Annotated in this window: 23 protein-coding genes; 13 read left to right on the top strand and 10 right to left on the bottom strand. The window is 72.0% G+C overall.

Features of this window, described 5'->3' with window-relative positions; translation table 11 throughout:
- Positions 1-16 precede the first annotated feature (16 nt).
- Positions 17-4,114 (bottom strand): Pls/PosA family non-ribosomal peptide synthetase, encoded by a 4,098-nt coding sequence (locus MFF56_RS09605; RefSeq protein WP_066919168.1) that lies wholly within the window; start codon positions 4,112-4,114, stop codon positions 17-19.
- 214 nt (positions 4,115-4,328) lie between these two features.
- Positions 4,329-4,916: a histidine phosphatase family protein gene (locus tag MFF56_RS09600; protein ID WP_066919170.1), complete on the bottom strand. Its 588-nt coding sequence runs from the start codon at positions 4,914-4,916 to the stop codon at positions 4,329-4,331.
- Positions 4,917-5,048: 132 nt separating this feature from the next.
- Between MFF56_RS09600 and MFF56_RS09595 the strand changes: the two genes are divergently transcribed.
- The gene (locus tag MFF56_RS09595) at positions 5,049-6,032 is read left to right on the top strand and encodes a polyphosphate kinase 2 family protein (protein WP_066919172.1); all 984 of its coding nucleotides are present in this window, start codon (positions 5,049-5,051) and stop codon (positions 6,030-6,032) included.
- Positions 6,033-6,070: 38 nt separating this feature from the next.
- Here the strand turns inward: MFF56_RS09595 and fabI are convergent, their stop codons facing one another.
- The 3 genes from fabI to MFF56_RS09580 form a co-directional block, all read right to left on the bottom strand.
- On the bottom strand, positions 6,071-6,925 hold the full coding sequence (fabI, locus tag MFF56_RS09590; protein WP_066919174.1) for an enoyl-ACP reductase FabI: 855 nt from the start codon (positions 6,923-6,925) through the stop codon (positions 6,071-6,073).
- Between the two features lie 135 nt (positions 6,926-7,060).
- The gene (locus MFF56_RS09585) at positions 7,061-8,008 is read right to left on the bottom strand and encodes a DnaJ C-terminal domain-containing protein (RefSeq protein ID WP_238229969.1); all 948 of its coding nucleotides are present in this window, start codon (positions 8,006-8,008) and stop codon (positions 7,061-7,063) included.
- A 189-nt stretch (positions 8,009-8,197) separates the two neighbouring features.
- Positions 8,198-8,701, bottom strand: a complete 504-nt coding sequence (locus MFF56_RS09580; RefSeq protein ID WP_066927425.1) for an RT0821/Lpp0805 family surface protein — start codon at positions 8,699-8,701, stop codon at positions 8,198-8,200.
- 153 nt (positions 8,702-8,854) lie between these two features.
- Between MFF56_RS09580 and pdxH the strand changes: the two genes are divergently transcribed.
- Positions 8,855-9,433 (top strand): pyridoxamine 5'-phosphate oxidase, encoded by a 579-nt coding sequence (gene pdxH / locus MFF56_RS09575; protein WP_197430761.1) that lies wholly within the window; start codon positions 8,855-8,857, stop codon positions 9,431-9,433.
- Positions 9,434-9,449: 16 nt separating this feature from the next.
- On the opposite strand, the gene MFF56_RS09570 is transcribed toward pdxH, so the two are convergent.
- Entirely contained in the window at positions 9,450-10,025 is a 576-nt protein-coding gene (locus tag MFF56_RS09570) for a carboxymuconolactone decarboxylase family protein (protein ID WP_066927422.1), read from the bottom strand.
- Between the two features lie 226 nt (positions 10,026-10,251).
- Between MFF56_RS09570 and MFF56_RS09565 the strand changes: the two genes are divergently transcribed.
- The 5 genes from MFF56_RS09565 (at position 10,252) to MFF56_RS09545 (ending at position 13,417) form a co-directional block, all read left to right on the top strand.
- A complete protein-coding gene (locus MFF56_RS09565) occupies positions 10,252-10,974 on the top strand; it encodes an SDR family NAD(P)-dependent oxidoreductase (RefSeq protein ID WP_238229973.1) in 723 nt (240 codons plus the stop codon).
- Entirely contained in the window at positions 10,967-12,082 is a 1,116-nt protein-coding gene (locus tag MFF56_RS09560; RefSeq protein ID WP_066918660.1) for a hypothetical protein, read from the top strand. Before MFF56_RS09565 ends, MFF56_RS09560 begins: the two co-directional genes overlap by 8 nt.
- A complete protein-coding gene (locus MFF56_RS09555; RefSeq protein WP_066918658.1) occupies positions 12,079-12,537 on the top strand; it encodes an NUDIX hydrolase in 459 nt (152 codons plus the stop codon). Before MFF56_RS09560 ends, MFF56_RS09555 begins: the two co-directional genes overlap by 4 nt.
- 29 nt (positions 12,538-12,566) lie before the next feature.
- Positions 12,567-13,001, top strand: coding sequence for a TIGR02301 family protein (locus tag MFF56_RS09550; protein WP_238229968.1), 435 nt, complete (start codon positions 12,567-12,569; stop codon positions 12,999-13,001).
- 158 nt (positions 13,002-13,159) lie between these two features.
- Entirely contained in the window at positions 13,160-13,417 is a 258-nt protein-coding gene (locus tag MFF56_RS09545; protein ID WP_066924936.1) for a hypothetical protein, read from the top strand.
- Positions 13,418-13,436: 19 nt separating this feature from the next.
- Here MFF56_RS09545 and MFF56_RS09540 read toward each other — a convergent pair whose 3' ends face one another.
- From MFF56_RS09540 to MFF56_RS09525, 4 genes are all read right to left on the bottom strand, one after another.
- Positions 13,437-14,426, bottom strand: coding sequence for an alpha/beta fold hydrolase (locus tag MFF56_RS09540; RefSeq protein ID WP_238229967.1), 990 nt, complete (start codon positions 14,424-14,426; stop codon positions 13,437-13,439).
- Positions 14,423-15,028, bottom strand: a complete 606-nt coding sequence (locus tag MFF56_RS09535; protein ID WP_066922687.1) for a tetratricopeptide repeat protein — start codon at positions 15,026-15,028, stop codon at positions 14,423-14,425. The genes MFF56_RS09540 and MFF56_RS09535 overlap by 4 nt, the downstream gene beginning before the upstream one ends.
- 133 nt (positions 15,029-15,161) lie before the next feature.
- Positions 15,162-15,287 carry a type B 50S ribosomal protein L36 gene (ykgO, locus tag MFF56_RS09530; RefSeq protein WP_003601867.1) on the bottom strand — a complete coding sequence of 42 codons (126 nt, stop codon included), beginning with the start codon at positions 15,285-15,287 and terminating at the stop codon, positions 15,162-15,164.
- Between the two features lie 165 nt (positions 15,288-15,452).
- Positions 15,453-17,018, bottom strand: coding sequence for a GMC oxidoreductase (locus MFF56_RS09525; protein ID WP_066922689.1), 1,566 nt, complete (start codon positions 17,016-17,018; stop codon positions 15,453-15,455).
- Between the two features lie 174 nt (positions 17,019-17,192).
- On the opposite strand from MFF56_RS09525, the gene MFF56_RS09520 reads away from it, so the two are divergent.
- The 6 genes from MFF56_RS09520 to MFF56_RS09495 all read left to right on the top strand — a co-directional run bounded on the left by MFF56_RS09520 (position 17,193) and on the right by MFF56_RS09495 (position 20,859).
- Entirely contained in the window at positions 17,193-17,702 is a 510-nt protein-coding gene (locus MFF56_RS09520) for a DoxX family protein (RefSeq protein ID WP_238229966.1), read from the top strand.
- Between the two features lie 13 nt (positions 17,703-17,715).
- Positions 17,716-18,165, top strand: a complete 450-nt coding sequence (locus tag MFF56_RS09515; protein ID WP_066922691.1) for a cupin domain-containing protein — start codon at positions 17,716-17,718, stop codon at positions 18,163-18,165.
- Positions 18,166-18,176: 11 nt separating this feature from the next.
- The gene (locus tag MFF56_RS09510; RefSeq protein ID WP_066922694.1) at positions 18,177-19,079 is read left to right on the top strand and encodes an SMP-30/gluconolactonase/LRE family protein; all 903 of its coding nucleotides are present in this window, start codon (positions 18,177-18,179) and stop codon (positions 19,077-19,079) included.
- 587 nt (positions 19,080-19,666) lie between these two features.
- The gene (locus MFF56_RS09505) at positions 19,667-20,020 is read left to right on the top strand and encodes a septal ring lytic transglycosylase RlpA family protein (protein ID WP_066922696.1); all 354 of its coding nucleotides are present in this window, start codon (positions 19,667-19,669) and stop codon (positions 20,018-20,020) included.
- 235 nt (positions 20,021-20,255) lie between these two features.
- Positions 20,256-20,570 (top strand): polyhydroxyalkanoic acid system family protein, encoded by a 315-nt coding sequence (locus tag MFF56_RS09500; protein ID WP_066922699.1) that lies wholly within the window; start codon positions 20,256-20,258, stop codon positions 20,568-20,570.
- A gap of 79 nt (positions 20,571-20,649) precedes the next feature.
- Positions 20,650-20,859, top strand: a complete 210-nt coding sequence (locus MFF56_RS09495) for a hypothetical protein (protein WP_066922701.1) — start codon at positions 20,650-20,652, stop codon at positions 20,857-20,859.
- The last annotated feature ends 50 nt before the right edge of the window (positions 20,860-20,909 follow it).

Below are 20,909 nucleotides of genomic sequence, written 5' to 3'. Positions count from 1 at the left end.
TGCGGGGGAGGGAACGTTACACCGCGGCCTTCTGCGCCTCCGGTGCGTGCACCACCGGCACGGCCGGCGCGCCCTCCCACTCGGTGCTGGCGGGGATCGACTCGCCCTTCATCACGATGGTGAGCGGGCGCAGCCGCGCGTAGTCGCCGACCTTCGTGTCGTAGAGCACTGTCGCGAAGGCGCCGACCGAGACGCCGCGGCCGATCTTCACCCGGCCGATCTTCATGATGCGGTCCTCGTAGAGGTGCGTCTGCAGCGCCGAGGTCCGATTGATCACGCTGTAATCGCCGATTTCCACACAGTCGAACTCGGTGACGTCGGTGGTGAGCATGCAGACGCCCTGTCCCACCTTCACGCCGAACAGGCGCAGCACCCAGGGCAGGAAGGGCGTACCCTGCAGGTGCTCCAGCAGCACCTTGCCGGCGAGCCCCCAGTAGGCCACCGCGATCGCCTCGGTGCGCATCGCCCACCACGACCACATCGGGCGCATGCCGGGCTTGTAGACGCCCATCAGCAGCCACTTCATCCCGATGACGGCCGAGGACTGGATCAGCGCGATGACCACGCTCACCGCCACGAAGGCGAAAGCCAGCCCCCACCAATCCCGCTCCAGGATCGCGGGATAGAAGTACCAGTCGATCGCGGTGATCGCGAGGGTGATGTAGAGCATCGGCGAGAACGAGGTCGCGAAGGCCTCGAAGATGCCGCGGCGCAGCTTCGGCCAGAGGCCCGGCTCGTAGGTCTGGGCGTTCGAGCCGAGATCGACCCGCTGGCGCGCCGGCAGGCGGATCGGCGGCGAGCCGAACCACGTCTCGCCCGGAGCCATCGCGGCGTTCTCCGGCGGCTTCGACTTGATGCCGATCAGCACGTCGTCCGGAATCACCGCACCCGGCGGCACCACGGCGTCGTTGCCCACGAAGACGCGCGCGCCCGTGCGGGTCTCGGCCAGATGCATCCAGCCGCGGCGGATCTCCTCCTCGCCGTACACCACCTCGTCGGCCACGAAGTTCTTCGCCCCGATCTCCGCGAGGTCGTAGCGCCCGGCGAGGTTCGTGGAGATCTCGGCCCCCTGCCCCATCCGGGCGCCCATCAGCCGGTACCACGCCCGCATGTAGACGGTGGCGAAGAGCGAGGAGAGCGTCTCCAGCGTCACCTCGACGGCGAGCGCCAGCGACCACTTGCGCAGGTAGAACCAGGAATGGACCGAGTGGGTGCCCGAGCGCGTGCGCGGCAGCGCGAGCCAGCGGATCCCGGTGATGAGCAGCACCGTGCCGGCCGTCATCAGCATGGCGGTCGGCCAAGTCAGCAGCGGCAGGTAGAAGTGGTAGTCGATGTCGGTGAGGTCGCTGAGCGAGTCCGAGATCTGGTCGAAGATGTAGAAGGCCGGGAAGATCGGCAGCAGGCCGACCGCCGGAATCGCGGCGAGCAGCAGGACGTAGAGGGCCAGGAAGAGGCCGCGGCGGCCGGGCGACGCCTCCGCCTGGGCGGGCAGGGCCGCGGGATCCGCCGTGCCGACCCGGCGCCCCGGCGAGCCGTCCCAGCGCTCGGCCCGGCCGACGCGTGAGCCGGTCGGGACCGTGGTGAGGTCGGCGATCTCGGCGTAGTCGCCGATCACGGTGTCGTGGCTGACCACGCAGGAGGTGCCGACGGCGGCCTCCGCGCCGATCGCCACGCGGCCGATCACCAGCTCGTTGCCGACGATCTCGGCGTTGGCGATCACGAGGCGTCCGCCGAGCGAGGCGCGGTCGCCGATGGTCAGGAGGTCCGGTGCCCCGATCTCGATGTCCGAAATCAGCACGTCGCGTCCGATCCTGGCCCCCATCAGGCGCAGGTAGATCGCGATGGCGGGTGAGCCCTGGAGCCACTTCACGTGGACCAGGGGCGCGAGGCGCTGGGCCAGCCACCAGCGGTAATAGTACACGCCCCAGAGCGGGTAGCGCCCGGGCCGGGTCCGCCCGAGCACCAACCACTTGGCCGCGACCGCGACGGTCGCGGTGACCGCGTTGATGCCGACATAGACGGCGAGCAGCACCGCCATCTCGCCGAAGAAGCCGAGCCCGCCGCCGGTGAGCAGCAGGTAGGTGACGAAGATGCCGAGCCACTGGGAGGTGGCGAGCGCGATCACGAAGGGCAGAGCGATGGCCTGGGCGAGGCCGCAGAGCGCCCGGCGCAGGAGCGGCGGGGGCGCGAAGGCGAGGTCGCGCACGGCAGCCTCGGCGCCGACGCCGCCGGTGCGGGCGATCAGCACGTCCGACATCGCCCGGAGCGTCCGCTCGCGGTAGACGTCCGGCAGGGTGATGCCCGCGAGCGCCGGAACCTCGCGCACCGCCGAGACGAAGCGGGCGGCGAGCAGCGAGTGGCCGCCGAGATCGGCGAAGAAGTCGCCGGCGAGGTCGATCGGCTGATTGCCGAAGACCTGCTGGGCGGCCGCCAGCAGCGCCGCCTCGGTCTCGTTCCTCGGCGGCTCCTGGTCGGCCTCGGCCGCGACCACCGTCAGCGGGGCGATGCGGAGCGCCTTGCGGTCGACCTTGCCGGAGGTGAGCCGCGGCAGGCTCTCGGCGACCTCGTAATGGGCCGGCACCATGTAGGGCGGCATCTGCTCGGAGAGCGCGCGGCGCAGGATCGAGCGGTCGATCTCCGCGCCGCGCTCCGGCACCAGGAAGGCGACGAGGCGATCGACCCCGTCGTCGGCGCGCAGCACCACCGCGGCTTGATTGATGCCGGCCTCGGCCCGGATGCGGGACTCGATCTCGCCGAGTTCGACCCGGAAGCCCCGGACCTTGACCTGATCGTCGATACGGCCGTGGAACAGGATGTTGCCGGCCGCGTCCAGCGAGACCGCGTCGCCCGAGCGGTAGAGCACCGGGTCGATGCCGTCCCCACCGAAGGGGTTCGGGACGAACTTCTCGGCCGTCAGCTCGGGCCGCTTCAGGTACCCCGCCGCGACGCCGGGGCCGCCGATCAGCAACTCGCCCTGCTCGCCGGGCCCGAGCAGGTTGAGCGCCTCGTCGGCCACGTAGACGGTGTAGTTGGCGATCGGCCCGCCGATGGTGACGGGTTCACCCCGGCGCATCTCGGCGGCGGTGGCCACCACCGTCGCCTCGGTCGGCCCGTAGGTGTTGAAGAGCTGGCGCCCTGGCGTCGCCCAGCGCGCGACCAGCGGCTCGGGCAGGGCCTCGCCGCCCAGCAGCACGAGCCGGAGCCGCGGCAGGTCGCCCGCGATCATGGCGAGCAGCGTCGGCACGGTGTCGAGCACCGTGACGCCCTCCGCCTCCAGGATGCCCGGCAGCGATTCGAGGTCGCCCATCATCGTCGGCGAGGCGATGAAGAGCGTCGCGCCCACGAGGTAGGGCACCCAGATCTCCTCCATCGAGAGATCGAAGGCCACCGAGGCGCCCTGGAACACCACGTCGTCCGCCCGCATCCCGTAGAGGGCGTTGGCCGAGCGCAGGAAATGGCAGATGTTGGCGTGGCTGATGACGATGCCCTTCGGCACGCCGGTCGAGCCGGAGGTGTAGATCAGGTAGGCGGGATGGCCCGGCGTCAGACCGGCCGCGCGCGGGTCGGGCACGGGGGCACCGGCAGGCGTCTGCGCGTCGAGGGCAGCGGTCGTGAGCACGGGAGCTGCGTCCGGTGCCTGCGCGGCCAGCGCCTCCGAGACGAGGAGCGCCGCGGCGGCCGCGTCGTCGAGGCAGATCCCGACGCGGTCGGCCGGCGCCTCCGCGTCGAAGGGCAACCAGGCCGCGCCCGACAGGGCGATGCCGACCTGCGCGACGAGCAGGTCGGGCCCACGGGCCATCCAGAGCCCGACCACGTCGCCGGGCCCGATCCCGCGATGGGCGAGGCCGGCGGCGATCCGCTCGGCACGCCCCAGGACCTCCGCGTAGGTGAGGTGCGGGTGGCGCCCGCCCGCGACCACGGTCGCGCCGTCGATCAGCGCCGGGTGCGCGCCACGCAGGCGGGCGGTCTTGCGAAAGATCTCGGGGAGAACCTCGTCGCGGATCAGGTCGGGCCGGACAGGCCCGCGCAGGACGGCGCGGCCGGCCGAGCGCGCGCGCCGATCCGCCTCGCCACCATCCGTCTCGGGCCGGATACCCTCGGCGAGACTGCTCATACGCTACTCCGCTTCCGGCCCTCGACCGGATACCTGTCGTCCGCGCCCCGGCGAGGCGCCGCGGTCGCGTCCGGAACAAAGACCGGGACGCGGCGCGCTCTAACCCCCGATCGCGCCGAGATCGGGGCGGGGCCGGAGATAGATCCACCGGCACGCCTGCACCATAGGGCCGGAAGAGTGAATCCGGGTGGAACGCCGGATCGGCCCGGCGCTCTCACGCCCAGCGCCAGCCCTTCGCATCGAGCACCAGAACCACGCCCTGTCGGATCCCGATGCGCGGGGCGGCGTAGGCGTCGAGATGGCCGAGCGCCACCAGCACCGCCCGCGCGACGCCGCCATGGGCCACCATCACGGTCGCGGGACCGAGTTCGGCCAGGACCGGGGCGACGCGCTCGGTCAGCATGGCGTAGCTCTCGCCCGAGAGCCCCGGCGGGCGGTAGCGCCAGCGGTCGCGGTCGCGCGCGTGGGCTCCGCCGGGGTCGCGCCGCCGGATCTCCGCCCAGGTCGAGCCTTCCCAGGCCCCGAAGTTGATCTCCCGGAGCCGGTCGTCGGCGCGGTAGGCGGTGGGGTCGCGGTCGAGGCGCGCCCTCAGGATCTCCATGGTGCGGCGGGTACGGGTGAGCGGGCTCGCCACGAAATCGGCCGTGGCGAGGTCGTCGCCCGCGACATCGGCCAGCCGGTCGGCGACCTCGCGGGCCTGGGCCTCGCCGGTCGGGTTGAGGTCGATGTCGCGCTGGCCCTGCAGGCGTCCTTCCGCGTTCCACGCGGTCTGGCCGTGCCGGATGAAGTAGATGGTCCGCATGGTAGCCCGGATCGAGGACGAGGCCGCGTCCCCGCAGGTTTCGGAACGCGGCGGCGCGCCGGTCGTTGCCAAGCTCACGATTCCTCCTCAGATGCCTGATCGGACGGCCTCTGTCCGGACGACGAGAGTTTCATGCCAAAGAAGCAGGGACAGCAGCGCCGCGCATCCCACAAGGCCCCGAAACCCGCGACAAAGCTGCGCGGCTCTTCCGCACCCGATCCACATCCGCCGACCTCCGCCGACTGGGTGGACGCGGCGGAGCGGATCGAGCGGCGCCAGGGGGCGGCCATCGCGCTGCCGCCGGTCCGCGCAGCGGCGGGCGTCGTCACGGTCGAGCCGGGCCGCCCCTTCAGCCTCGCCGCGATCGATCCGAACGCCGACGGCGGCCTCGACAAGCAGGAGGCCAAGGCCATGCTCGCCGCCGAACGCGCCCGGATCCAGGATCTGCAGGAGCGGCTCTACGCCGAGCGCCGCCGCAGCCTGCTCATCGTGCTGCAGGCGATCGACACCGGCGGCAAGGACGGCACCATCCGCGCCGTGCTCGAAGGCGTGAACCCGCAGGGATGCGCGGTCGCCTCGTTCAAGGTGCCGAGCGCGGAGGAACTCGATCACGACTTCCTCTGGCGCTACCACGCCCGCACGCCCGGCCGCGGCATGATCGGCGTGTTCAACCGCAGCCACTACGAGGACGTGCTGGTGGTGCGGGTGAAGGGCCTCGTGCCCGAGCCGGTCTGGCGGATGCGCTACGACCTGATCAACGATTTCGAGCGCCTGCTCACAGCCTCCGGCACGACGATCCTCAAGTTCTTCCTGCACATCTCGAAGGACGAGCAGCGGGAGCGGCTGGAGGCCCGCATCGCCGACCCGCAGAAGCACTGGAAGTTCGATCCGGCCGACCTCGTCGAGCGCAAGTCCTGGGACGCCTACCAGGCCGCCTTCGACGACGCGTTGAACCAGTGCTCGACGCCGCACGCGCCCTGGCAGGTGGTGCCGGCCAACCGGAAGTGGTTCCGCAACCTCGTGATCGCCCGCACCATCGCCGACACGCTGGAGGCGATGGACCCGCAATTCCCCGAGGCCCCGCGGGGCATCGCCGACCTGAAGGTGCCCGACTGAGGGTCTTCGGACGGCCGTTCGGGCACGGTGGCTCGACCTCAGTCCCTGTCGAGGCTGAGGTCGGGCGCGTCCGGGTTCTTCATGCCGACGACGTGGTAGCCCGCATCGACGTGCAGGATCTCGCCGGTCATGCCCCGGCTCATGTCGGAGACGAGATAGGCCGCGGTCTCGCCGACCTCGCCGATCGTCACGGTCCGGCGCAGCGGCGCGTTGTACTCGTTCCACTTCAGGATGTAGCGGAAATCGCCGATGCCCGAGGCGGCCAGCGTCTTGATCGGGCCGGCCGAGATCGCGTTGACGCGGATGTTCGAGGGGCCGAGATCGGCCGCGAGGTAGCGCACCGAGGCCTCGAGCGCGGCCTTGGCCACGCCCATGACGTTGTAGTGCGGCATCCACTTCTCGGCGCCGTAATAGGTCAGCGTGAGGAGCGAGCCGCCCTCCCGCATCTGCTTCTCGGCCCGCTGGGCGATCGCCGTGAAGGAGTAGCACGAGATCAGGAGCGACTTCGAGAAGTTGCCCTCGGAGGTCTCGATGTAGCGGCCCGTCAGCTCGTCCTTGTCCGAGAAGGCGATGCAGTGCACCACGAAGTCGATGCCCTCGGGAAAGACCTTCGCGGTCTCGGCGAAGACGGCGTCGATCGAGGCCGGGTCGGTGACGTCGCAATGGCCGACCACGTGGGCGTCCACCTCGCGGGCCAGCGGCTCGACGCGCTTCTTGAGGGCCTCGCCCTGGTAGGTGAAGGCGAGCTTGGCGCCGTGCTGGTGCAGGCTCTTGGCGATGCCCCAGGCGATCGAGCGGTTGTTGGCGACGCCCAGGACGACGCCGCGCTTGCCGGCGAGGAGACCGGTCCCGGTGCGTGCCCCGCGATCCTCACCCGCGCCGATATCCGCCATGACTCACCCGAGAAGAATGCCGCCGACGCCAGAGGTGCACCCGGTCCGGGGACCGGGCGGCCTTCTGCGCCGTGGGTCTCCTTAGCGGAGCCTCACCGTTGACGGAAGCCTGGGGCGGCGACGGCGGGGCCGGTCTCAGACCGCCTTGGCGGCGCGGCGGGTCTTCGCGAACTCGGTGAGGGCCGCCTCGTCGGCCGGCGGCAGGACGATCGCGCTGGTGGCGAGCAGGTCGCCGCGGCTGCCGTCCTTCCTCGGCAGGCCCTTGCCGCGCAGGCGGAAGGTGCGGCCCGAACTGGTCATCGCGGGGATCTTCATCTCGACGGCACCGGTCAGCGTCGGCACCCGGATGGTGCCTCCGAGGATCGCGTCCTCCAGCGGCACGTCGACGCTGACGCGCAGGTCGGCGCCCTCGGGCTTGAAGCGCGGGTGCGGCAGCACGCGGATGGTGAGGAGCGCGTCGCCCGGCTCGCCCCGCATGGCGGGCTGGCCGAGGCCGCGCAGGCGGATGGTCTGACCATCGACCACGCCCTTGGGGATCACCACGTCGACCTCGCGGCCGGTGGGCAGGACGAGGCGCAGCTTCTCCTCGCCGCCGACCTGCTCCAGCGTCACGCTGAGTTCGGCCGCGACATCCTCGCCGCGCGCGGCCTGGCGCTGCTGCCCGGCGCCCGGACCGGCGCCGCCTGCCCGGAAGGCCTCGCCGAAGATGTGCGAGAAGATGTCCTCGCCCATCCCGCCGCCACCGCCCATGCCGCCGCCACGGCCGCTCCGGCCGGAGAAGTCGAAGTCGTAGGCGCCCCCGCCCCCGCCCCCGCGCCCGCCGCCGAAGCCGCCGAACCCTTCGAAACCGGTCGCGCGCGGCTTGCCGTCGGCGTCGATCTCGCCGCGGTCGAACTGCTTGCGCTTGTCGGCGTCGCCGATGATCTCGTAGGCGCTGTTGGCCTCGGCGAAGCGGTCCTTCGCCTTCGCGTCGTCCTTGTTGCGGTCGGGATGGTGGGCCTTCGCCAGCTTGCGATAGGCCTTCTTGATGTCGGCCTCGCTCGCGTTCTTGGGAACGCCCAGCACGTCGTAGGGATTGCGCATGGCCTCTTGGGACTGGCTGTCGTGCACCGTTGCCGGACCGGCGGTTCGCGCCTGTCCGGCGATCTCGGCCCGGATGTGGGACCTGTGTTGCTTTTCCGCAACGGCCTGACCGGAGAAAGTCGGCTCCTTTGCGCGCGCCGTCAAGCGCCGCGGGGGATGGCCCGCGCGGCGCGCTGACGGACCGGCTCGTCAGGCCGATCTGGAAGCGCGCAGGTGACGCAGTTCCCAGCTGCCCCCGGAGGGCTTGCAGCCGGTTCCGCGCACGAAGCGGCTGCGTTCGGGCGCGATCACCGAGGCGAGGAAGTCGCGGCAGATCAGGTCGTTGGCGACATAGGGAAGCCCCGTCGGGTTGATCGATCCGCGCAGGCCCGATTCCGGGTTGTCCCACTTCACCGGGCGGCCGTTGCCCTGCGGATCGAGGGCGACACCCAGCGCGGCCCGGGCGCGGCGCCAATCCTCCTCGCCCAGGTCGGGGCCGAAGCTCGACGGGCGCTTCGAGATGCTGCCGGTGACGGCCGGCTCGGCACCCGCCTCCGCGGCCTCGGCGCGGGCGGGCTCCTCGGGCGCCTGACGGAACACCAGAAGCGGCTGGCTGCACCCGCACAGGAGCGCGAGGAGCCCGGCGCCGATCACGAGCCGGCACGCCCGGCCGACGGGGGTCCCCCGGGGGTCTTTACACGCGCCCTGCCGCATTACACCTGAACTCTCCGCCACCGCGTGAGGCCCAACGCTAGAGCGCCCCATCGGTGCCCCCGACCGGATGCCATGAGAGAGGACTAAGCCGTGGAGCCGTTAACGATCGGTGATTCCGCCCACGCGCCGGGCGCGGTGCCGGCCGACTTCACCCTGGCCGAGGATCCGTTCGCCCTGTTCGCGGCCTGGATGAAGGAGGCGGAGGCCGCCGAGCCCGAGGACCCGAACGCGATGGCGCTCGCCACCGCCGGCTCGGACGGGCTGCCGGACGTGCGGATCGTGCTGCTCAAGGGCTTCGACGCGCGCGGCTTCGTCTTCTACACCAACACGGAATCGACCAAGGGCGAGGAGCTTGCCCAGAATCCACAGGCGGCCCTGGTGCTGCACTGGAAGAGCCTGCGCCGGCAGGTGCGCGCCCGCGGTGCGGTCACGCCTGTCACGCCCGAGGAGGCGGACGCCTACTTCGCGAGCCGCCACCCGCAGAGCCGCCTCGGCGCGCATGCGAGCCGGCAGTCGCGCCCGCTCGCCGACCGGGCGACCCTGATGGCGGCCGTGGCCGAACTCGCCGCGCGCTACGAGAACGAGCCGGTGCCGCGGCCGGAGCACTGGACCGGCTTCCGGATCGAGCCGACCAGCCTGGAGTTCTGGCAGAACGGCGACTATCGCCTGCACGACCGGGTGCGCTTCACCCGGTCCGGCGACGGCTGGACGCGGTCGCGGCTCTACCCTTGAGGCCGGCCTCCGCCCCTCAGGGCGTCAGCGACCGGAGCGGCGGCTCGGCGCCCTCCGGCAAGGCGGTGCGGGCCATGTTCATCGTCATGGCCAGCAGCGCGTAGTAGCCGTTGATGCCCGCCAGATCGACCGCGCCCCGTTCGCCGAAGCGGGCGACGAGCGCCGCGTAGGTCGGGTCGCTGACGGCGCGATTGTGCTGAAGCTCGGTCGAGAAGGTCCAGACCAGTTCCTCGTCCGCGCTCATGCCCTCCGGGCGACGGCCCTCGGCGATCGCCTGGGCGGTCTCCGGCGAGACGCCGGCCTTCAGGGCGATCGGATGGTGGATGTGCCACTCGAGCTGCTGGCTCCACAGCCGCGCGACGATCAGGATCGCGAACTCGCTGAGCGCGAGCGGCAGCGCGCTGCCGTAGCGCAGGTACAGTCCCATCTCGCTCGCGCGCAGCATGAGATCGGGACTGCGCAGCAGGGGCCAGAACGGCCCGAAGACAGGGGTCCCGCGGGCGGTCTCGAAAGCTTCCGCCGCCCTCCGCTGTGCGGGCGTCAGCGCCGTCTCGGCGAGGGGTGGGAGGCGGTCGCGGCTGGGATCGGGCATCGGCGGGCTCCGGATCGGATGAGCCGCATCGCAGACACCGCGCGGAGCGAGCCGGTCAAGGCGCCGGCCGTGCTGCACCGCGGCGGCGAGCGGGTCGCCGCCCTGGATTTTCACGGCTGCAGCGCTTAGACCGGGCCCTCAAGCCCGTCGGCGGCGCGGCTCGCCCGCCGCGGAATGCTCAGCGAGGCAGGCCGTGGCCCCACCCCACAACGACCGTCGACGGATCATGCTCCTCACGGGGGCGAGCCGCGGCATCGGCCACGCCACGGTGAAGCGGTTCTCCGCCGCCGGCTGGCGGGTCATCACCTGCTCGCGCCACGCCTTCCCGGAGAACTGCCCCTGGGAGATGGGCCCCGAGGACCACCTCCAGGTCGATCTCGCCGACGCCGAGGACACGATGCGCGGCGTGCGCGAGGTGGCCGAGCGCCTGAAGGCCGAGGGCGGCGTCCTGCACGCGCTCGTCAACAACGCCGGCATCTCGCCCAAGGGCCCCGAGGGCGAGCGGCTCGGCGCGATCGCCACCGGCTGGGCCGACTGGCAGCGGGTGTTCCAGGTCAACTTCTTCGCGCCGATCCTGCTGGCGCGGGGCCTGTGCGACGAGCTCGCCCGCGCCCGCGGCTCGATCGTCAACGTCACCTCGATCGCGGGCTCGCGCGTCCACCCCTTCGCGGGTGCGGCCTACGGCACCTCGAAGGCGGCGCTCGCGGGGCTGACCCGCGAGATGGCGGCCGATTTCGGCCCCCTCGGCGTGCGGGTGAACGCGATCTCGCCCGGCGAGATCGACACCTCGATCCTCTCGCCGGGCACCGAGAAGCTCGTCGAGCAGATCCCGCAGCGCCGGCTCGGCACCCCGGACGAGGTCGCCAAGGCGATCTACTTCCTGTGCACCGAGGCCTCCTCCTACGTGAACGGCGCCGAGCTGCACATCAACGGCGGCCAGCATGTCTGACGGCCCGTTCGGGGCCGGTCCGGTGCTGGGGCTGCTCGTCGCGGCGATCGCGGCCCCGGCCGTGGCCCAGCCCGCCGTCACGGTGCTCGACCTGCCCTTCCGGGTCACCGCGATGCGCGGCCCCGCGAGCGAGGTCGCGGTCGCGGTCGCGACCTCGGGCCTGCTGCCGCTGGCCAAGCCCCGCGCGGCCGTCCCGGCCCTCGAGACCGGCGAGGAGGACAGCGCGCCCATCGTCGTGGTCTGGGGCGAGGGCGGCGGCGCCGCGCTCGGGCTCGCGGACGGCGCGGTCCGCACCACCCTGCTCGGCGCCGAGGCGATCGAGGGCCTGGCTGCCGCCGAGACGCCGCGCGGGGCTCTGCCGGGCTCGCGCCGAGCCGTCTCCGGCGGGCTCTCGGCCTACCTGACCGGTCCAACCCGCGCCGCCGGCGTCCCGGGTGCGGCCGGCCTCACCATCCGCGAGCGCCAGCCCCTGGGCGTGACCGCCGAGCCGAAGACGGTGCCGGTCAAGACCGTGACGGTCTCGGCCGGAGCGGATTCCGTCTTCGCGTCCGCGCGTCCGCGCGCCCTGCGTCTCGCCGGCCGGCCCGCCTTCCTCGCGGCCACCCTCGACGGGACCTCGGGGTCCGGCCTCGCGCTGATCGGCCATCGGGCAGGGAGCGCCGACTGGAGCGTCCTGGCGCGCGCGCCGGTCCAGCCGACGGCGCCGACGCGGATCGCCGCACTGGCGGATTTCACGCGCTCCGGCACGCCGCAGGCGGCGACCCTGCGGGGCGACGGCGTGCTCCAGCTCTGGACGCTCGGAGCGGACGCCGTGACGCTCGCGGCCGAGGCCGAGGGCTACGGCGCGGGCGCGCCCGACGCCGATCTCGCCGCGCCGGTCGAACCGGATGGAACCGGGAATGCCGACCTCGCGCTGCCGGTCGCCGGCGGGCAGGCCCTCGCATTGGTGTCGGTGAAGGGCGGCGTCTCCGAGCGGTTGCGGGCGGCGCTGCCGGCCGCGGCCGAGCACGGCGTCGCGGTGCTGGGGCGCGGGACGGGCGCGCGGATCCTCGTCGGCCTCGCCGACGGGCGCGTCGCCGTGGTGGCACCGGAGGGCGCGAAGCCGTGAGCGAGTCCGAGAGCCGCCTGTTTCCGGCACGCCCCTTCGTCGGCGCCTCGATCGCGGTGATCCGCGACGACCGGGTGCTGCTCGCCGCCCGCGCCAACGCGCCGATGCGCGGCGTCTGGACCCTGCCGGGCGGCCTCGTGGAAGCCGGCGAGACCCTGGCCGAGGCGGCGCTGCGCGAGCTGCGCGAGGAGGTTGGGCTGGAAGCGCGGGTCGTCGGCGTGCTCTCGCCGACCGAGATCATCGATCGCGACGCCGAGGGCCGCGCGCGCCATCACTACGTCGTGCACCCGCACGCGGCGCTCTGGCAGGGCGGCGAGCCGGTGGCGGGGCCCGAGGCGCTCGGGGTGCGCTGGGCACGGCTCGACGAGGTGGCGGAACTCGCCACGACGCCCGGTCTCGTCGGTACCCTGACCGAGGCCTTCGCCCGCGTGAGCGCTCTGGAGCCGGTGCTGTGAGGGGTTTCCGCGAAGGAGCGAGAGCCGGATTGCCCGCTCTCCTCTGTCTGCTCGCCGCCTGCGCGCCGCTCGCCTCCCTCCCCGCCCTCGCCCAGCAGCGGAATCCCACCCGCGCCGCCCCGAAGGCGCCCGAGAAGGAGCCCGCTCCGCCCCCTGAACAACCGGCCCCCTACGACCGCGACCTGATGCGCCTGTCCGAGATCATCGGCTCGCTCGCCTTCCTGCGCGGGCTCTGCGCGGCGCCCGATGCCGGAGAGTGGTCCGGCCGGATGCGCGCGCTGATCGACGCCGAGGGCATCACACCGGGGCGGCGCGACCGCCTTGCCGGGGCGTTCAACCGCGGCTACCGCAGCTATGCGGTGACCTATCGGATCTGCACGCCCTCCGCGCAGGAGGCGGCCGCCCGCTTCGTCGCCGAGGGCGAGCGTCTGTCGCAGGCGCTGGCCGGCCGGTTCGGCGGATGATGCAGGCGCGCAACAGCGGAACGCGACCTGGGAAATCGCGCCAAATCGACCGGTCGCGTTAACCGCTTCGCAATTCCTGGCTGGCCGGCCGCGGCGGAGCCGCCTATCATCCTCGGGAACGTTCGACCTCCGGTCGGGCGCGAAGGATGTTTGACGCCATGCTCGATTCGACTCACACCACCGCCCCCATCGAGGCCGATGTGGACGAGAAGCGCGTCGCGTTGAGCTACGTCTCCGAGGCGTTCGCGGAAGGGTGCCTGGACGGGCTCGACGCCGACTGCATGGCCCAGGCCGCCCTGTTCGCGGCCTTCCAGGAACTCGTCACGACCTACGGCGAGGAGGCCACCGCCCGCTACGCGGAAGGGTTTCCCGAGCGCATCCGCGGCGGTGCCTTCACCACCTCCCTGCAGCACTGAGGGCCCCGCCGCGCGGAGATCAGCGCGTCGCCGACGCGACCGGTGCGAGATCGGCGACCGCCTCCGCCAGGCGGTCGCCCGCCACCCACGGCACCATGTGGCCGAGACCCGGCAGGCGCAGGAGCCGCGCGCCGGGGATGCGAGCCGCGAGCGGCTCGGACTGGGCCTCGATCCGCACCAGCGGGTCGGCATCGCCCGAGACGACCAGCGCGGGCAGGCGCAAGCTCTCGTAGCGCGGGCTCTGCCGCTCGAGCGCGGCGGGCAGCCCCATCAGATCCTCGACATTCGCGAGCAGCGCGCCCGGCCGGAGCCCCAGCGGCACCCGCGCCCGGCCGAGGTAGTCCGCGGCCGGGGGCTGGGGCCGGAAGGCCTGGGACGCGGCGCCGCGCAGGTAGTAGAGGGCGAGCGGCGGCCCGAGCGTCCGGCTGAGCAGCCACGCGACGGGCGGCTGCGCGGCGAGCCGCCAGTACCAGGGCAGCGTCATCGTTCGGGAAAAGGGCAGCGCGACCGGCGCGACCAGGGCGAGGGCCGAGACCCGTTCCGGATGGTCGAGGGCGAGCGCCAGCGCCGCGGCGCCGCCCCAGGAATGGCCGAGGACGATCACGGGACCGGCATCGAGCGCGACCAGCGCCTCGGCGATCCGGCCCGCCTGCGCGGCGGGCGTCGCGGCGTCGAGCCGGTCGCTCCAGCCGTGTCCCGGCCGGTCGAAGGCGATCACCCGGAAGCCCCGCGCCGCGAGCAGACGGCCGACGCCCTCCATCGGGTCGGCGGCGTTGGCCGACGCGCCGTGGATCAGCACCACCGTTCCGCGCGCGGCCGTCTCCGGCCCGGCCTGCAGGGTGGCGAGGCGACCGCCCGCGACGGGCACGAAGGGGCCGGCCGGCGGGTATGCGGCACCGGCGCGCCATCCGATCAGGAGGCTCGCGACCGCGCCCGCCGCCAGGATGCAGAGCCCGAGGAGGAGCGGCGTACCGACCAGGACTGCGAGCACCGCCAGGACGGCCCTCACAGGTCGCGGCCGTCGACGTCGGGAGCGAGGCGGTCGATCGCCTCGTTGACCTTGGCCATGCGCGGGTAGAGCGCCGCGGCGCGCCGGAAGGCGTTGAGCGCCCGCGCCTTGTCGTCCATCGACAGGTAGATCCGGCCGAGCGCCGCCCAGGCCTCGAAGTGGCGCGGCTCGAGAACCAGGGCGCGCTGCAGATCCGCCACGGCCGCCTGCTTGTCGGAGAGCAGCCAGAACACCGTGGCGCGCCGGTTCCAGCCCTCAGACCAGGCGGGCTCGAGGGCGGTGACCCGGTCCATCAACTCGGCCGCGAGCGCGAAATCCTTCGCGCTCATCGCCTGCCGGGCACGGTCGGTGAGGAGATCCGCCGTAGCGCTGCCGGAGCGGTCGAGGCGGCGCTCGATCAGCTTGGCGACACCCTTGGCCTCCTCGTCGTCGTCGGCCTCGCGCAGGCGCGCGAAGAGATCGTCCAGGCTGATCGCCGGTGCGGGCTTCTTCCGCTCGGCCGGCTGCTCCGCCTCGGGGCGGCCGGACAAACCCGGTGGAGCGGCGAGCGCGGAGCCCGCGATCAGGGCGGCGAGCAGGCCGGGGAGGACGGAGCGCAGCATGGTGCGAGCTTGTGCGCGCCCGCGCCCCCCGTCAACGCGCCGGAGCGCCGCGCCAACGCGAAGAGGCAGGCGCCGCGGGCGGCACCTGCCTCTCGAATTCCGATCGCACGCCCACCGAAGCGGGCGGTCGGCCTCAGCCCTGGCGGGCCTTGAAGCGCTTCTGGGTCTTGTTGATGACGTAGACCCGGCCCTTGCGGCGCACGAGCTGGTTGTCGCGGTGACGGCCGCGGAGCGACTTGAGGGAGTTGCGGATCTTCATGTTCTGCTTCGGCGGGCGCGTGCCTGCCGTCCGTGCAAGGGTTTCGGGAGCGGGAAGCCCGAAGGGCCCCCTGCGATGGCGGCGCAACGCATCGCGGAAAGGCGGTCCCCTTAACAGGATTCGTCCCGGGCAGGCAAGCCTGAGCTTACGACGCCATCTAGGCGTTCAGGCGATCCGCTCGGCGATGCGGTCGGCCACCCGCAGGGCGTTGGCGATGATGGTCAGCGTCGGGTTCACGGCGCCGATCGAGGGGAAGAAGCTCGCGTCGGTGACGTAGAGGTTGTCGAGTTCGTGCGCCTTGCAGTCGAGGTCGAGCACGCTGGAACTGGGATCCGTGCCGAAGCGCAGGGTGCCGGCCTGGTGCGCCGTGCCGCCGAGCGGGATGTTCTTGCCGAGATAGAGCGAGCGCTCGAACAGGTAGGTATAGGCGCCGGCGGGCTCCAGGAGGTCCGAGAGCTTGGCCCGCAGGCGGTCGTGCGCCTCGCGGTTGGTCTCGCGGATGTCGAGGATCGTGCGCCCCTCGCGATCGATGCTGATCCTGTTGTCCGGGTGCGGCAGGTCCTCGCTCTGCAGCCAGAAGTCCATGGCGTGGCGCGCCGCCATCTCGAAGGGCGCGTCCGGCAGGAAGCCCGTCCATCGCGGAAACTCCTCGCCGCGGATCTGGTCCGGATGCGTCTTGGCGCACATCTGGATCAGGCCCATCGGGAACGCCCAGTCCTTCGACGCGAAATAGAAGTCGGAGAGCGCGAGGGTCTTCTGGAAGACGGTGTCGTTGACCTCCTTCGAGAGCGCCATCAGCACCGACATGTTGTGGCGCATGTAGTTGCGCCCGACCTGATCGGAGCCGTTGGCGAGGCCGTTCGGGTGCGCGGCGTTGGCCGAGCGCAGGAAGAGCAGCGCCGACGAGAGCGCGCCGCAGGCCACCACGACGATATCGGCGCGGTAGCGCTCCTCGCGGCCCTCCCGGGTCACCCGCACGCCGGTGACCGTCCTACCCGACGGGTCGGTCTCCAGCCGCGAGACGTAGGCGTTGACGAGCAGCGTGACGTTGTCGTGGGCGGCGAGCGTCGGGTCGACCGTCATCACCTGCGCGTCGGCCTTGCCGTTGAGGAGACAGGGGAAGCCGTCGAAGGCGTCGCAGCGAATGCAGATGCTCGTCGGCGTCGGACGCCCGTTGCGCTCGTCGAGCTTGATGCCGAGCGGCAGGTGGTAGGGCCTGAGGCCGTGCCGGGCCCAATCGTCCGAGAGCTTCTGGATGCGCGGCTCGTGGCTCACCGCCGGGTGGTCGTAGGGGCCGCTCGCCCAGGGTTCGGTCGGGTCCTCGCCGCGGTTGCCGTGGACGGCGAACAGGCGCTCCGCCTGCGCGTAGTAGGGCTCGAACTCCGCGTAGGAGACTGGCCAGGCCGGCGACACGCCATCGACGTGCTGCACCGTGCCGAAATCGCGCTCGCGCAGGCGCAGAAGGGCCGCGCCGTAGACCTTCGAGTTGCCGCCCACGTAGTAGTGCAGGCCCGGGTGGAAAGCCCGGCCGTCGCCGCCGTACCACGTCTCCGCCGCCTGATACTTGCCATCGACGAAGACCGCCTTGGCGCTCCAATTCTCCTGGCTGCGGGGCAGGTAGTCGCCCCGCTCCAAGAGCAGGATGCGCTTGCCGGTCCCGGCGAGCCGTGCCGTCAGCGAGCCGCCGCCCGGGCCGGAGCCGATGACGATGATGTCGTAATGGTCCTGCATCGGTCGGTCCGCCGCGCGGCAAGGATAGGACAGCCCGGCAACGTGGCCTCTCCCGAGCCGTTCCGGCGGGCACCGTCACGGGATCGTGCTCGCTGCGATGCGGCAGGCGCCGCGCTCCGTGCCACGTCGCCGGAAACCCCCACCCGTGGCGAACGTTGGCGGCACGGATCGGGGATGGCCCCGCCGTACCGGAGCCCGCACGCCCCGATGGACCTCGCGACCTGGCTCAACCTCGTGGCGGTGCCGCTCGCGGCGAAGATCTGCCTCGTCGGCATGTTCCCGCCGAGCGCGCTCGACAAGGTCGTGCACTGGGACGAGGCGATGGAGCAGGCCGCCTCCGGCCCCCTGCCCTTCCCGGCGCTCCTCCTGGTGCTCGGCATCCTGGTCGAGACGGTAGCGCCCGTGCTGATCGTGATCGGCTGGTACGACCGCGCCGCCGCCTTCGTGCTGATGGGCTTCTGCGCGGTCACCGCGGTGCTGTTCCACCGGTTCTGGGAATACCCGGCCTTCTGGTCGCGCAACGGCGCCGGCCGGGCCCATTTCTGGGACTTCCTCAAGAATTTCGGCCTCGTGGGCGGGCTGCTGCTCGTGGTGATCGGCGGCAGCTACACGCCGGCCTCCGAGATCGTCCGCCACCCGCTCTCGTCCGGCCCCTACGCGGCCGAAGCGCCCGCCAAACCCTGAAGGATCCGACGCGATGTCCGAGCCCACATCTCCCGCCATGCCGTACTGGCACGTCTACACCGACGCCGAGGGCGTGAGCCGCCAGGAGCGATTCGAACTCACGGACTTCCAGTTCCAGGGCGTCGGGCCCGGCGTGGCACCGCAATGGAACGACAAGATGGACCCGTCGGAGGCCGGCGTGACCTTCACGGTCCTGCCGGTCGGCTGGGTCGGCGATTGGCACGAGAATCCCAAGCCCCAGTGGATCGCGATCCTCACCGGCCGCTGGTTCGTGGAGACGATGGACGGCAAGCGGGTCGAGATGGGCCCCGGCGAGCTGATGTTCGGCGAGGACCAGAACACCCGCGAGCGCGACGGCCGCAAGGGCCACCTTTCGGGCACGGTGGGCGACGAGCCCTGCACCATGATCGTCACCGGGCTCGACGTTGAGCCCACGGTGAACAGGCCGGGGCGGTTCAAGTAGGGGCGCTCGGCATGGAGGGTTTCGAGGTCACGCAGGCGCGCTTCAAGAGCTTCGTCCTGCCCAACGCGCCGCTGGAGACCCTGGCCGAAGGCTTCCGCTGGTGCGAGGGCCCGGTCTGGTTCGGGGACCGGGACGAGTTGCTGTTCTCCGACCTTCCGAACGACCGGGTGATGCGCTGGAGCGAGGGCGGAGGCCTCAGCGTCTACCGCGCGCATGTCGGCTTCGAGAACGGCCATGCCCGCGACAGGCAGGGGCGGCTCCTCTCCTGCTCGCACCGGCTGCGCCGGATCAGTCGGACCGAGCTCGACGGCAGCGTCACGGTGCTGGTCGTTTCGTACCAGGGCAAGCGGCTGAACTCGCCCAACGACATCGTCTGCAAGTCCGACGGCACGATCTGGTTCTCGGACCCGCCCTACGGCATCCAGACCGACTACGAGGGCGGCAAGCAGGCACCGGAGCTGCCGGCCAACCTCTACCGCTTCGATCCGCGCGACGGCTCGCTCAGCGTGGCGGCGGGCGATTTCGAGGGTCCGAACGGGCTCTGCTTCTCGCCGGACGAGCGCAGGCTCTACGTGGCCGAGACGGGCCTGCAGTTCGCGGACGATCCGACGCGCCACATCCGGGTCTTCGACGTCGGCGAGGACGGGCGCCTCTCGAACCCGCAGGTCTTCCACACGGTCGCGCCCGGCATGGCGGACGGCTTTCGCTGCGACGAGGAAGGCAACCTCTGGTCGAGCGCGGGCGACGGCGTGCACGTCATCGACCCGGGCGGCGCGCTCCTCGGCAAGATCCGGACCCCAGCCGCGGTGTCGAACCTCTGCTTCGGCGGCCGCTACCGCAGCCGCCTGTTCCTCTGCGTCTCGCACAGTCTGATGGCGATCTACGTCAACCGGCGCGGTGCGGCGCTGGTGTGAGACGGCCTCCGGTCGATCGCGCCGGATCGAGCGGATCTCCCTTCCCTGGGGTGCGGGCAACGGGCTCGGCCGAACTTGTCGTCGGCTGAGCGAACGCGCGGGCGTGGTCGAGGGAGCTTCGACGGGCACGTCTCCTTCGGATCCGCCATCCTCACCGCCGCACCGGCGTCGCCCGCGCTTCACGAGGAGACGACACGAGGCCTGCGAGCCTCTTCCCGTGGGCGGGAAGCGGGGAGGCCTGCGCCGCGAACGGTGCGCTCGAACCCTTCTCGGACCCGCTGGTTCCCGACGTGCATCCCATTCAGCGGGATCCAGGGTTTCGCCACGCGCAGATCTCACGGCATGGTAGGTAATTTTTCGCATCGTGCCGATTGCTTCCGAGCACTGACATTCGCCGGCCGCCAGCACATCCCCCCAAGAAAAAACGAAGTAAACAATACTTCGCCGCATCACCCCTTAATGAAAGCTCAACGCATAGGGCGCGGTCGCCCAAAATGTGATGCGAATAGGGCAGCGCGAGCCTGCCTCATTTTGGCCGAGCCCGGGTTTGATTGGCCCCGCCGTCGCAAACAACAAAGGGAATGCGAATGGCCACGAAGCCTGTCTGCCGGACCACCGCCGCCATCCTCGGCACCGTCGCGGCGCTCGCCGCCAGCGTGCCGGCCTCCGCCCAGAGCGGAGCGGCCTCCTGGTACGGCAGCGGACATCGGACCGCGAACGGAGAACGCTTCAACCCCAACGGCATGACCGCCGCCCATCGCAGCCTGCCCTTCGGCACGCGGGTGCGGGTCGCCGACAAGCGCACCGGGCGCTCCGTCGTCGTGCGGATCAACGATCGCGGCCCCTTCGTGCGCGGGCGCATCATCGATCTGTCCCGCGGCTCGGCCCGGGCGCTCGGCATGGGCGGCACGACCTACGTCTCGCTCCAGGTCATGGACTGACACGGCGCCGAACGACCGGCGGACCGATCTCTCCGCACGGAAGACCGGGGTCTCGCCCGAGACCCGCGCGCCGGCCCCACCCATGCCGCGGTGGGGCCGGCGCGCGCATTCGCGGTCTCTCGCGCGGTCTCTCGCGCGGTCTCGCGCGCGGCCTCATGCACAGCCGGAGGCGCGGCGTTGCCGCCGGCGGCCCGCGCCCCCATCTCGCGCCTGACACAGCAGGAACCCCCGCGCGATGGCAAAACCCCTGATCGTCGATATCCCGCACGACCTCGGCCGCGAGGAGGCGCGCCGCCGGATCGAGACCGGCGTCGAGCAGGGCAAGGGCATGCTCGCCAAGAGCGGCGTCGCGCTCGACCGCCTCGCCTGGACGGGCGATCGCCTCGATTTCGGCCTCTCGGCCCTCGCCCAGAAGGTCGAGGGCGCGATCGATGTCGGGCCCGAGAGCGTGCGCGTCGAGGTGAAGCTGCCCTTCCTGCTCGCGATCTTCGCCGAGAAGATCCAGAAGTCGCTCGGCAAGGAGGGTACCCTGCTCCTGACCAAGAAGTAGGCGGCGGAACCGGCTGTCCCGCGCCCCGTTAGCGGCGACACGCCGAGGCCGTTCGGCGTGCCAGCGCAGGAGCGTAGCCATGGCCAATCCCGGCGGAGTCCCCGAGGTGCCGGACCAGCCCGGTCCCCCATCCGAGACGCCCTACGAGCCGCCGACCGTGCCGAGCCCCGGCCCGGCGGAGGTCCCGGCCAACAGCCCGCCCGAGACGCCCGGCGGCCAGCCGACCGAGATCCCGGTCGTCGACCCGACACCGTCCTCCCCGACCGGCCCGGCGAACCCGACGGCCTGAGGCGGCTTCGCGGCGTTTGTGAAGGCCGGCGCGCGCTGTCATAAGCCCGC

Origin of the sequence: Methylobacterium hispanicum (assembly GCF_022179285.1) — a bacterium.
GTDB classification, from domain to species: domain Bacteria; phylum Pseudomonadota; class Alphaproteobacteria; order Rhizobiales; family Beijerinckiaceae; genus Methylobacterium; species Methylobacterium hispanicum.
The sequence above is the reverse complement of the archived record's forward strand: the minus strand, read 5'-3'. Positions and strand labels throughout refer to the sequence as shown.

Excerpts from the sequence above, each read along its gene's own strand:
- MFF56_RS09605 (WP_066919168.1), bottom strand. The coding sequence starts at position 4,114 with ATGAGCAGTCTCGCCGAGGGTATCCGGCCCGAGACGGATGGTGGCGAG.
- MFF56_RS09505 (WP_066922696.1), top strand. The coding sequence starts at position 19,667 with ATGGCCACGAAGCCTGTCTGCCGGACCACCGCCGCCATCCTCGGCACC.
- MFF56_RS09515 (WP_066922691.1), top strand. The coding sequence starts at position 17,716 with ATGTCCGAGCCCACATCTCCCGCCATGCCGTACTGGCACGTCTACACC.
- MFF56_RS09545 (WP_066924936.1), top strand. The coding sequence starts at position 13,160 with ATGCTCGATTCGACTCACACCACCGCCCCCATCGAGGCCGATGTGGAC.
- MFF56_RS09595 (WP_066919172.1), top strand. The coding sequence starts at position 5,049 with ATGCCAAAGAAGCAGGGACAGCAGCGCCGCGCATCCCACAAGGCCCCG.
- MFF56_RS09565 (WP_238229973.1), top strand. The coding sequence starts at position 10,252 with ATGCTCCTCACGGGGGCGAGCCGCGGCATCGGCCACGCCACGGTGAAG.
- MFF56_RS09560 (WP_066918660.1), top strand. The coding sequence starts at position 10,967 with ATGTCTGACGGCCCGTTCGGGGCCGGTCCGGTGCTGGGGCTGCTCGTC.
- MFF56_RS09525 (WP_066922689.1), bottom strand. The coding sequence starts at position 17,018 with ATGCAGGACCATTACGACATCATCGTCATCGGCTCCGGCCCGGGCGGC.
- MFF56_RS09585 (WP_238229969.1), bottom strand. The coding sequence starts at position 8,008 with ATGCGCAATCCCTACGACGTGCTGGGCGTTCCCAAGAACGCGAGCGAG.
- MFF56_RS09510 (WP_066922694.1), top strand. The coding sequence starts at position 18,177 with ATGGAGGGTTTCGAGGTCACGCAGGCGCGCTTCAAGAGCTTCGTCCTG.
- ykgO (WP_003601867.1), bottom strand. The coding sequence starts at position 15,287 with ATGAAGATCCGCAACTCCCTCAAGTCGCTCCGCGGCCGTCACCGCGAC.
- MFF56_RS09495 (WP_066922701.1), top strand. The coding sequence starts at position 20,650 with ATGGCCAATCCCGGCGGAGTCCCCGAGGTGCCGGACCAGCCCGGTCCC.
- MFF56_RS09500 (WP_066922699.1), top strand. The coding sequence starts at position 20,256 with ATGGCAAAACCCCTGATCGTCGATATCCCGCACGACCTCGGCCGCGAG.
- fabI (WP_066919174.1), bottom strand. The coding sequence starts at position 6,925 with ATGGCGGATATCGGCGCGGGTGAGGATCGCGGGGCACGCACCGGGACC.
- MFF56_RS09535 (WP_066922687.1), bottom strand. The coding sequence starts at position 15,028 with ATGCTGCGCTCCGTCCTCCCCGGCCTGCTCGCCGCCCTGATCGCGGGC.
- MFF56_RS09570 (WP_066927422.1), bottom strand. The coding sequence starts at position 10,025 with ATGCCCGATCCCAGCCGCGACCGCCTCCCACCCCTCGCCGAGACGGCG.
- MFF56_RS09520 (WP_238229966.1), top strand. The coding sequence starts at position 17,193 with ATGGCCCCGCCGTACCGGAGCCCGCACGCCCCGATGGACCTCGCGACC.
- MFF56_RS09600 (WP_066919170.1), bottom strand. The coding sequence starts at position 4,916 with ATGCGGACCATCTACTTCATCCGGCACGGCCAGACCGCGTGGAACGCG.
- MFF56_RS09580 (WP_066927425.1), bottom strand. The coding sequence starts at position 8,701 with ATGCGGCAGGGCGCGTGTAAAGACCCCCGGGGGACCCCCGTCGGCCGG.